This window comes from Brevibacillus sp. FW306-2-1A-C05A, from assembly GCF_058781555.1.
This window is the reverse complement of sequence record NZ_JBYSWV010000045.1, coordinates 27934-38077: the sequence shown is the minus strand read 5'-3', so window position 1 is coordinate 38077 and position 10144 is coordinate 27934. Positions and strand designations below refer to the sequence as shown.

Sequence of the window (10144 nt, the reverse complement as noted above, 5' to 3'; positions counted from 1 at the left end):
ATGCCTGAGAACACTTGAACGCTGAAAGTTATGATGATTTTGAATGGTATGAAAAGATTAATGCAACGCTAGTGATACAAAACAGTTTTCAATTTATATATATTAAATTTTTCCGAACAGTCGAGTCAACGGTAAATATTTTGATAATTCAATTCATTGGCAGCAGCTCCTATTCATCGCCAGTCGATGACTCGCCGCCTGTCCATTTCCCGTTTTTGCGCAAGCGCGCCGGCGACCTCGGCCATGAGCGCCATTCCTCTGTCGATCTCGGCGGCATCCGTCTGAATGATGCTGAGGCGCAGCCCGTTGTCGCTAGCAAAGCTCGGCAAGTAGTTTTGCTCCGTGGAGAACACCCGTACATGGCGCTGCTGCAAGGCCGCGATCATGTCGGGGGCTGCGATTCCTTCCGGCAGGACGATGGTCGTAAAAATTCCCCCGTGCGCCGCGACATACCGAAAGCCCAGCCCCTTGTCCAGATGGCGGCGGCAAGCTGCATCCAGCGCTTCCATCCGCGCCTGATAGCGCTCCCTAACCATCGCCGCATGACGGTCGTACATGCCGCAGTTCAGATACAGTTCCAGAGCAGCTTGGGACAGGACCGACGTGCTGGAATCAGCCGATGCTTTGAACAGGCGAAACGTCTCCAGAAGCGACGGCGGCAACACGACCGCAGCCAGTCGCAGTCCCGGCAGCATGATTTTGGAAAAGCTTTTGACGTAGATAACCTGTCCCGCTGAATCGTAGCTGTAGATCGGGTCGGCCTTCGCCTTCGTCTCCATGTCAGCCAGGTAGTCGTCCTCGACGACAAATACCCCGTAGCGCTCCGCCAACCTGGCGATTTGCTTTTTCTCCTCTGCCGCATAGCTTGTCCCGAGCGGATTGTGGTAGCGCGGCACAGTATAAAAAAACTTGATCGGATTGTTGCGAAAATGTCGCTCCAGCTCGTCCAGGTCGATGCCTGCCGCAGTCCGCGCGATTCCGAGCGCCGTTACGCCCAGCAGCCGCAGCGAACGCAGCATGCCGTGAAAAGTGGGCTGCTCGACCAGCACCGCGCTTTTTCCGTTGGGAAAAGGCATCGACGCAAGCAGGTGCAAAGCTTGCTGCGCGCCCGAAACTACGCAGATTCGGGACGGATGCGCGAATACTTGCGAATGGGCGAGATGCTTCTCCAATTCGCGGCGCAAAGAGGAAAAGCCTTGCGGATCGCAATAGGTGAAAAGCTGCTCCCGGTACAGCTCGATGGCGCGGTTGAGGCAATGCTGGAAGTCTTTGTACGGCATGACCTCCGGATCGGGACACGCCGCTGAAAAATCAATGTGCTCCTCCATCCGGCGCGCGCTTTCCTGCGAGCGAAGCACTGCGTAATAGCCGCTTTTTGGCACGGAGTAGATCAAGTGCTCTTTTTCCAGCTCCTGATAGGCCCGGATCGCCGTGTTGATACTGCAATTCCACAGCGCAGAGGCTGTGCGGATCGAAGGCAGCTTCTCGCCCGGCCGTATGTTGCCCGCCGCCAGTCGCTCCTTGATCTCTTGCTTGACCGCTTCGTATTTTGTCTCCATCCTGTCCCCCGTTCTCCGCTCTGTGTGGGTACAGATGCGCTTTTTGTGCGTAGCTCTCTTTTTGTTCCTTACAGTATAGTAAATCGTAAGTCAGGCAGTAAACAGGAAAGCGGGAGGGGTACAGATGGAGTGGAAGCACGGCGAATGGCCTTATACGATGAGCGATGACAAGGCTTTGCTCGACGAGGACAAAATTTGTGCGTGGCTGGCTACCACCTATTGGGCCAGCGAGCGTCCGTGCGAGATCGTGCGCAAAAGCATCCAGCAGTCGCTCTGCTTCGGATTGCACCACGAGAACGGACAGGCTGGATTCGTCAGGGTCGTGACGGACTACGCGACTTTTTCCTGGGTGTGCGATGTCTTCGTCGATCCAGCGCATCGGGGAAAAGGGCTTGGCAAGTGGATGATGGAGATCGTCATCCACCATCCAGCCATTCGTCATACGAACATGACGCTGGGTACGCGGGATGCGCATGGACTGTACGAGCAGTACGGCTTCGTGCGCAGAGAGATGATGCGCAGGCAGGCAGAGTCTGTGTGAGCGGAGGTGTCCGTTGTCCGTCGGGCACGCCTGAGCGACCAGCCAAAGCCATGCAAAAAGGGAGGCTTCTCCAAAAGCCTCCCTACTTCTTTTTCACTTCGCCGTCCGCTGCGACCGTTGCCCCGTAGGAAATCCGGTTCAGCTTGTCCACCATCCGCTGCCTGTTTTGGCTGTCCATCGGGGCTGGCTGTCCGTTTGCAATCTTGACCGGGATGACCCGCGTCCTCGTGCCGCTTGCGGCAAATGTCAGCTCCGCCATGATGGCTTCACGGCCTTTCGGATTGTGCGAGGTCGTGAACACAAAATTGCCTACGCTGTAGTAGATCGGCGCATTTTTGTAAAACTCGACGCCCATGACCGAATGGCTATGCGAGCCGACTACCGCATCCACGCCGTGGTCGATCAGCTTTTTCGCCAGCTCGCGGGCATACGGCTCGGGCGTGTCCTTGTACTCCAGATTCCAGTGCATGACCGCAATCGTGATATCTGACTGCGCCACCGCCTGCTGCACATAGGAGAGCATCGGCTCATAGGCGTAGGCGTGCGCAAGCCCTGGCCTGTTTTTGCCCGCGTACCAGCGCTGATTGGGCAGCACGCGGCCAAGCCCGATCACCGCAACGCGTTTGCCTTTGATCGTCTGTACGTACGGCGCAAACGCTTCCGCTTCGTTTTTGCCTGCGCCCACGTAGCCGATTTGCTGCTTTTGCAAATGGGCAAACGTATCGAGCAGGGCATCCACACCGTAATCCAGCGTGTGGTTGTTCGCCAGATTGACCACGTCGATTCCGGCAGTTTTAAGCCCCTGCAACGCTTCCGGCTTGGCGCGATACGTAAACTCCTTTTTCTCCGGCTTGCCGCGTGTGCTGACAGGCGTTTCCAGGTTGCCGATAGCCAGATCGGCCTGCCGCAAAAAATCCGCTGTTTTTTGAAACGGGTAGTCGATCCCGTGGCGCGCGATCTGTACCCCTACGCTTTTATCCAAAATGATGTCTCCCACAAACGCGATGCGGATTTCCTCTGCTACTTGTTGCCGCTCGCCCGCCTCTGTCGCCTGGACGAAAGCCGGGCTTGCGCTCGCAGCAGCCAGCAAAGCCGCTGCGACCGCTACCATGGCCGCCCTTTTCCATCGAATAATCTGCATTCGCCGCGCACGTCCTTTTTTTACCTTTCATTGTAGAAGGCGCGCTGCGAAAAGCTTGTTGAAGCGTGTCCGGCGGGGAAAGGAATTTCTCGCCCTATTTTGACGCCGCGTTTTTCCCGTGTCGAACGGCGCATGTCTGCTAGTATAATAGAAGGATACTTTTGCGCTGCAAGGAAGAGGATAAAGACTTGTCAAACATGCCAGCCTCCGCGGAACGCGAGCAATTTGCCAGCGGCCTGTTTTTTGTCCGGGCCAACCTCGTGTTCGCAAACGGCGATTTTGCAAGCTGGGTGGCAAGCGCTGCCCAATTGCAGGACGAGCTGCCCCAAAACCCGCTGTTCTACCATCTGAACTACAACGCGACAGAGCCTTTTATCCGAAAGACGCGCTTCGGCTTGAAAGGGATGATGTCCGATGAGACAGAGCTGGTCGGCAAGCAGTTTTCCCGCATCCTGGAGACGCACGGCTGGGGCGACTCGCTGATTAACAAATACGTGGTGCAAGCGCTGGCCGAATGGCAGCAAGGCAACAAGCCGCAGGCCCTGGCATGCTTGCACGAGGCGCTCGCAATCGGAGAGCGGAATTTGTACGTGCGCAGCTTTCTCGACGAAGGCCCGGCCATGCACAGCTTGCTGCTCGCCTATCAGCAGCGGGAAAAAGCCCGGACAGAGCCGTTTGCTCCTGCCGTGTCTCCCGCTTACGTCGCCCGCCTGCTCGCCCTCTTTCCGCAAACGGGCGCAACCATCAAAGACAATCGCTCCGCGCCGCTTGCAGAGCCGTTGACAGGCAAGGAGCGGATCATTTTGTCCATGCTCGGCAAGGGAGCTACCAATAAGGAAATTGCCGAAACGCTGGGCAATACGGGCGGGACGGTAAAAGTGTACCTGCACGGAATCTACGGCAAGCTCGGCGTCGCCAACCGCACGCAGGCGCTGCTCAAGGCGCAGGAACTGTCGCTGTTGGAAACGGAAGCGCCCAGCCGCGTCAAACCGCAAAGCTGAAACAAAAGCTTGCCCGCTTGCTTCGCCCTTCGCTCACTTCGGCTGCATCCGAATCGCCCCGTCCAGCCGAATCGTCTCTCCGTTTAACATCGGGTTGGTGATGATGCTGTTCACCAGCCTGGCGTATTCGCTGGGTTGACCTAGGCGCGATGGAAAAGGAACGGTCGCTCCCAGCGCGTCTTTTACAGAGCGCGGCAGCTTGTCAAACATCGGCGTATCGAACAAGCCAGGAGCGATCGTCATCACCCGAATCCCGTACGGCGCCAGGTCGCGTGCCAATGGCAATGTCATGCCGACGATTCCGCCTTTGGAGGCGCTGTAGGCCACCTGCCCCACCTGCCCGTCAAAAGCGGCGACAGAAGCCGTATTGATGATGATGCCGCGCTCGCCCGTGCTGGCTGGCTCATTGCCTGCCATCTGCTCGACCGCCAGGCGCACGACATTGAACGTGCCGATCAGATTGAGCTGGATGACTTTGGCAAATGCCTCCAACGAATGCGGGCCGTTTCTGGAAAGCGTCTTTTGCCCCAGGACCGTGCCCGCGCAATTGATCGCAGCATGAATGGTGCCAAAAGCTCCCGCTGCGCGGTCAATCGCCTCCCGCACGCTCGCCTCGCTCGTCACATCCGTCTGTACAAACAGGGCTTGCTCACGTCCCAGCTCGCTGGCGAGGGCGTACCCCCGTTCGAGGTCCAGATCAAGAATGGCTACTTTTCCTCCGTGCTCAACCACATTCCTTACTGTGGCTTCCCCCAATCCGGAAGCTCCACCCGTTACCATGGCAACCACATCCCGAATTTCCACGCCATTCTCTCCCTTCCTTCAAATCGGCATTCGCAACATTACCTATGCAAGTTTTGCACCAGCCCGCAAAAGCGTTATCAGCTCCCGCTTTGTCTAAAACACTGCTGTCCATGTCGCGGTCCGGGCACATCCGCGCAGCGGACAGCGGACAGTGACGAGACACCTCTGTCCGGCGATTGGACAACTCTGACCGCTTGGCACTGGTTCGCCTCGGCAATCCGGCTGTGCTCCGCTGCCAGAGCCGCCCTTTTTCTCCGGCCGCAACCTTGCCACTCAGTCGTCCCAAACCAAAAGCTGGCAATTCGTCTATCAGATAGTATTTTATGAGCAGACGGCAAAGAAAATGGCAACTGCCTTCACAAACACCGGGGCCAACCAGCCTAACGCCTGCACGGGCAAAAACGCGATTCCGCAAGCCGGGTCGTCACAAGCTGCCGCACCACCCAGGGCAGACAGCCAAAAAATGCCGCGCTCCCCTGATGCTACACGGCACCTTTTTATGCGCGGGCTTGGCGCAGGCAGACTTGGAACAGGCGTGCTTTCAGTTCAGCTTCCCCGGCGTAAACCCGCCGACAAACGTCTTTGGCTCCGAGGAGATGATAAAGGCGCCGGGATCGATTTGCTGGATCGTTTTGATCGCATCCAGGTAATTTTTGCGCTTGGCCAAAATGAGAAAAATCATCCGCGTCCCGTACAGGCCGGAGCCGTGCCACTTGGTCACGCCGTAGCCCTTTTCCTTGAGCACGCTGGTCAGCTCCGCTTCATTGGCCGTAATCACTTGCAGCGTCATGTAGCCGAGGGCGATTTTTTGTTCGATGTACATGCCGAGCAACGTCCCCACTCCATACGACAGGCAGTACGTGAAAATCCCCCAGAACGAATCCATGTAGTTCAAAACGATCGACAACCCGGACAAATAGACAAAAATCTCGACCGTGCACAAGCTCGCGGCCGCATAGTTTCGGCCTTTTATCATCAGCACGACCCGCAGGGAATTGAGCGCGACGTAAATAATCTGGATCAACGCAATCGTCACATAAATCATGCGACACCCTCTCCTCAAAAAGTCGGCTCCGCCATCCAAGCGGCGGAGCCTCCCATCGGTTCAGACTATATGTCCACTCTGCTGAAACAGGCGGATGATTTTGCCTGCGACCTCGTCCCCCACCTCTGCAGTCGCGGACGTCCCGCCCATGTCCGGCGTGAGCACCTCGTGTTCCACCAGCGTCTCCTCGATCCCTTGCAGCACCAGCTCAGCGAGGTGCTTGTAGCCGAAAAATTCAAGCATCTGGCTCGCCGACCAGATCGCGGCCAGCGGGTTGGCGATGCCTTTTCCCGCGATGTCCGGGGCAGACCCGTGAATCGGCTCGAACATCGACGGATACGTGCGCTCGGGGTTGATGTTGGCCCCCGCCGCCAGGCCCAGCCCTCCGGCAATCGCCGCGCCCAGATCGGTCAAAATGTCGCCAAACAGGTTGGAAGTGACGACGACCTCGAACCGCTGCGGCTCTTTTATCATGAACATGCTCGCCGCATCGACCAAATACGAATGCGTCGGCACATCGGGGTATTCCTTGGCGACTTCTGCAAACACCTCGTCCCAGAAAACCATCGAGTAGTTGAGCGCGTTGCCTTTGCTGATACTCGTCAGCGACTTGCCCAGTTCGCGGGCCGTCGCAAACGCGTAGCGGATAATCCGCTCCGTCCCTTTGCGCGAGAACACGCCTGTCTGCAGCACCACTTCCTCCGGCTTTCCGCGAAACAGCCACTCTCCTGCCCCCGCGTATTCGCCTTCGCTGTTTTCGCGAATGAACAGCATGTCGACCGCCTCTCGCGGCACGCCAGCGAGCGGGCAAGGAGCGCCGCGCAGCAGCTTGATCGGGCGGATGTTGACGTACTGCTCGAACCCTTTGCGAATGCGCAAAAGCAAATCCCACAGCGAAATGTGGTCCGGCACTCCCGGATAGCCGACAGCCCCCAGGTAGATCGCGTCAAACTTGCGGAGCTGCTCCATTCCGTCCTCGTCCATCATCTTGCCGTGTTTGGCGTAGTACTCGCAGCCCCAGGGAAAATCGTGAAATTGCAGCTCGAAGCTGCCGTCGAGCCGTGCCGCCGTGTCCAGCACCTTGATCCCTTCCCGAAGCACCTCCGGCCCGATGCCGTCTCCTGCAATCACTGCGATCTGCCACGTTTTTTTCATACGATCACTTCCCGTAAAAACGAAGCGGCCGCTCCGGCGATTTTCGCATGCCCCGCTTGATTTGGATGCAGTCCGTCTATGCCCGCAAAGTACGTCTGGTCGACCTCGCCCCGCTCGTCGTGGAAAATGCCCTGAAAGCTGAGGAACAACAGGCCGCTTTTTTTCGCCATCTCTTCCAGCGCCGCCGCGTATTCCTTGCCGCGCCGCAACAGCGTGCCATAGCCGGCTACAGGCTCCCAGACCTGCTCGCCGTCTACCTGGCCCGGGTCGAAGCCGGAGCCGGACGCGCCGATGATCGGCACGATGCCGTGGTGCAGCGCTTGCTTGACCATGGCGTACATATTGGCGAGCAGCACATTTTGGCTCAAGTCCCACCACAGATCGTTGCCGCCGCCGATGATGAGCGCATGCGAAGGGTTTTGCCAAACGACATCGTGCGTGAAGCGGCCGAGCATTCCCGCTGTGGTGTCCCCCGAAATGCCTTTGTTGATGACCTCCACCCCCAGTTCGCGCTGCAGGAGCGCGGGCCAGGCCGCCGTTTTCGGCACGCCCAGCCCTTCCGTAAAGCTGTCGCCGATGCACACCAGTTTTCTCATCGTTTGCTCGCCCCTTCCTATTTGTTTTTCGCTGCGCGCAGGCGGAAGCTCGATTTTTTCTCGACAAGCCCGAGCAGCAAGTCGACGAGGATGACGAGCAGCGCGGCTGGTATGGCCCCGGCCAAAATTTTTTGATCGTCAGTCGTGGAGATGCCGCGCAAGATCATTTCGCCCAGACCGCCCGCGCCGACAAACGTCGCCATCGTGGCCGCCCCGATCGCTACAACGGCCGCTACCCGCACTCCCGCCAAAATAATCGGCATCGCCAGCGGGATCATGACCATGCGCAAGAGCTGGCCGGCCGTCATGCCCATGCCTGTTCCCGCCTCGATCATGTTTTTGTCCACGCCAGTCAGTCCCGCGTACGTGTTGGCGATGATCGGCAGCATCGAGTACAGCGCCAGGGCGACGATGGCCGTGTCATAGCCCAGGCCGAGGAAAATCATGATAATCAACAGCATGGAAATGGACGGAATGGTCTGGATAATGTTGATCGTCGTCTGGATCGCCACGGCCAGCGTCCGGTTTTTCGTCATCAGGATCGCCAGGGGAAGGCCGAGTGCAATCGCAATGACGATGGCGCTGATGCTCATGAACAGATGCTCCCCCGTCAGCTCCAGGATTTGCTCCGAATATTTGTTCATGACGCCGATTATGTCGAGGATGCTGTCCATCGAATCTGCCTCCTTTTCTGGCAAAAGGTCGCTACGGCTGCAAAAGCCCTTGCTCGGTCAAAAACTTTTGGGCGATTTCCGCTGGCTCCAGCTTTTCCACATCCGCCTGGTAATTGAGCGCCGTCATCGTCTTCGTGTCGATTTTGCCCGCCAGCTTGTTCAAAATGTCCGCCAGCTCGGGATGCTTTTTGAGCGCGTCGTTGCGCACGACAGGCGAGGCCGTGTAGTTCGGGAAGAAATGCTTGTCGTCCTCCAGCGTGACCAGATCGTACTCCTTCAGGCGCGAGTCCGTCGAATAGGCGAGCACGATGTCCACGTCGCCATTTTTCACCGCTTTGTAGACCAGCCCGATGTCCATCGGAATCGCCTTGGCAAATTCCAGGCCGTACTCCTTTTTGAACGCCGGATAGCCGTCGTTGGTCCGCTCCAGCCAGCCCGCGTCTGTTGCCAGCTTCATTTCGGCGGCGTGCGCCTGCAGGTCGGAAATCTTTTTCAGGCCGTATTTTTCCGCGATATCTTTGCGCACCGTAAAAATGTACGTGTTGTCAAAGCCGTAGGACGGAAACCATTCCTGGTCGAACTTTTCCTTGACGCCCTGCTTGACCAGGTCGAAGGCGGCGGCAGGGTCTTTCGGAAATTCGGTCATGCCGAGACTGCTCGTGAGATCTGTCCCTACGTAGCGGACGGCGGAAATCTGGATGTCGTTGTTTTGCATCGCTTTGAGCACGACAGGCGTTCCGCCGAGCCCGCCGACCATTTCCACCTTCAGGCTGGAATTGGCTTCAATCAGTTTTTTCAGCATGTTGGCGATAATCTCTTGCTCGGAGGTAGGCTGATAACCGAGCTGAACGGTGTTTCCAGCTCCCCCCTTCGAACAGCCCGTGACCAGCGCAACCGCCAGGACCGCCAAAAACAGCGTGCGAAAAAGCACTCTCATCCCCACATTCATTGCCCCCTTTTTCTCTCAACCTGTTATTGGATCGCTCTGCTCACTTCCGCAAGCCTCGCGGTGTGCACATGCGCTGGAACTTGCGCGTGACGAGGTCGGCGAACGCCGCGAGCAGGGCAGTCAGGAGCGCCCCTGTCAACAGCATGTTGTCATTCGAGTTGCCAAGCCCCGTGAAGACGAGGTAGCCCAAGCCGCCGCCCCCCACGACAGCGGCGAGCGTCGCCCAGCTTATCGTATAGATCGTCGCTGTCCGCAAGCCGCCCATGATGATCGAGATCGCCAGCGGAATTTCTACCTTGAACAAAATTTGCAGATTGGTCATGCCCATCCCGCGAGCCGCTTCGATCAGCGACGGCTCCACCTCGCGGATACCTGTGTAGGTGTTGCGCAGCATCGGCAAAAGCGAGTACAAAAACAGCGCGACGACGGCCGGAAAAGCGCCAATGCCCAAAAACGGAATCATGAAGCCCAACAGCGCCAGGCTCGGAATCGTCTGCAAAATGTTGACGACGCCGATGACATACTGGCTGATTCGCTCTGCTCTCGTCAATAAAATGCCAAGGGGAACGGAAAGGATGAATCCCGCAAGCACAGCGAGCAAGGAAATGTAGCAATGCTCCCAGACAAGCGAGAGAATTTGCTCGTGCCGCTCGGACAAAAAGGCAAAGAAATCGCTCAT

General features: G+C 57.6%; 11 protein-coding genes. 2 read left to right on the top strand and 9 right to left on the bottom strand.

The features are described 5' to 3' along the window. Window positions 1-173 precede the first annotated feature (173 nt). Entirely contained in the window at window positions 174-1559 is a 1386-nt protein-coding gene (locus AC3WJN_RS21060) for an aminotransferase-like domain-containing protein (RefSeq protein WP_005827411.1), read from the bottom strand. A 124-nt stretch (window positions 1560-1683) separates the two neighbouring features. Here AC3WJN_RS21060 and AC3WJN_RS21055 point away from each other — a divergent pair, with 124 nt between their 5' ends. After that, window positions 1684-2100: a GNAT family N-acetyltransferase gene (locus tag AC3WJN_RS21055; protein WP_005827413.1), complete on the top strand. Its 417-nt coding sequence runs from the start codon at window positions 1684-1686 to the stop codon at window positions 2098-2100. Window positions 2101-2182: 82 nt separating this feature from the next. Here AC3WJN_RS21055 and AC3WJN_RS21050 read toward each other — a convergent pair whose 3' ends face one another. Next, window positions 2183-3241, bottom strand: coding sequence for a CapA family protein (locus AC3WJN_RS21050; RefSeq protein WP_007783829.1), 1059 nt, complete (start codon window positions 3239-3241; stop codon window positions 2183-2185). A 197-nt stretch (window positions 3242-3438) separates the two neighbouring features. On the opposite strand from AC3WJN_RS21050, the gene AC3WJN_RS21045 reads away from it, so the two are divergent. Further along, entirely contained in the window at window positions 3439-4242 is an 804-nt protein-coding gene (locus AC3WJN_RS21045) for a helix-turn-helix transcriptional regulator (protein ID WP_237716642.1), read from the top strand. 33 nt (window positions 4243-4275) lie between these two features. Here the strand turns inward: AC3WJN_RS21045 and AC3WJN_RS21040 are convergent, their stop codons facing one another. The 7 genes from AC3WJN_RS21040 to AC3WJN_RS21010 all read right to left on the bottom strand — a co-directional run bounded on the left by AC3WJN_RS21040 (window position 4276) and on the right by AC3WJN_RS21010 (window position 10144). Next, window positions 4276-5046 carry a 3-hydroxyacyl-CoA dehydrogenase gene (locus AC3WJN_RS21040; protein WP_005827418.1) on the bottom strand — a complete coding sequence of 257 codons (771 nt, stop codon included), beginning with the start codon at window positions 5044-5046 and terminating at the stop codon, window positions 4276-4278. 541 nt (window positions 5047-5587) lie between these two features. Next, window positions 5588-6091 carry a DUF2179 domain-containing protein gene (locus AC3WJN_RS21035; RefSeq protein ID WP_005827420.1) on the bottom strand — a complete coding sequence of 168 codons (504 nt, stop codon included), beginning with the start codon at window positions 6089-6091 and terminating at the stop codon, window positions 5588-5590. Between the two features lie 60 nt (window positions 6092-6151). Beyond that, window positions 6152-7246 carry a tartrate dehydrogenase gene (locus AC3WJN_RS21030; RefSeq protein WP_005827421.1) on the bottom strand — a complete coding sequence of 365 codons (1095 nt, stop codon included), beginning with the start codon at window positions 7244-7246 and terminating at the stop codon, window positions 6152-6154. Beyond that, window positions 7243-7842, bottom strand: a complete 600-nt coding sequence (locus AC3WJN_RS21025) for a GDSL-type esterase/lipase family protein (protein ID WP_007783838.1) — start codon at window positions 7840-7842, stop codon at window positions 7243-7245. The genes AC3WJN_RS21030 and AC3WJN_RS21025 overlap by 4 nt, the downstream gene beginning before the upstream one ends. 17 nt (window positions 7843-7859) lie before the next feature. After that, window positions 7860-8516: an ABC transporter permease gene (locus AC3WJN_RS21020; RefSeq protein WP_007783842.1), complete on the bottom strand. Its 657-nt coding sequence runs from the start codon at window positions 8514-8516 to the stop codon at window positions 7860-7862. A 31-nt stretch (window positions 8517-8547) separates the two neighbouring features. Further along, on the bottom strand, window positions 8548-9453 hold the full coding sequence (locus AC3WJN_RS21015; RefSeq protein WP_026558154.1) for an osmoprotectant ABC transporter substrate-binding protein: 906 nt from the start codon (window positions 9451-9453) through the stop codon (window positions 8548-8550). 52 nt (window positions 9454-9505) lie between these two features. Further along, window positions 9506-10144 (bottom strand): ABC transporter permease, encoded by a 639-nt coding sequence (locus tag AC3WJN_RS21010; protein WP_007783846.1) that lies wholly within the window; start codon window positions 10142-10144, stop codon window positions 9506-9508.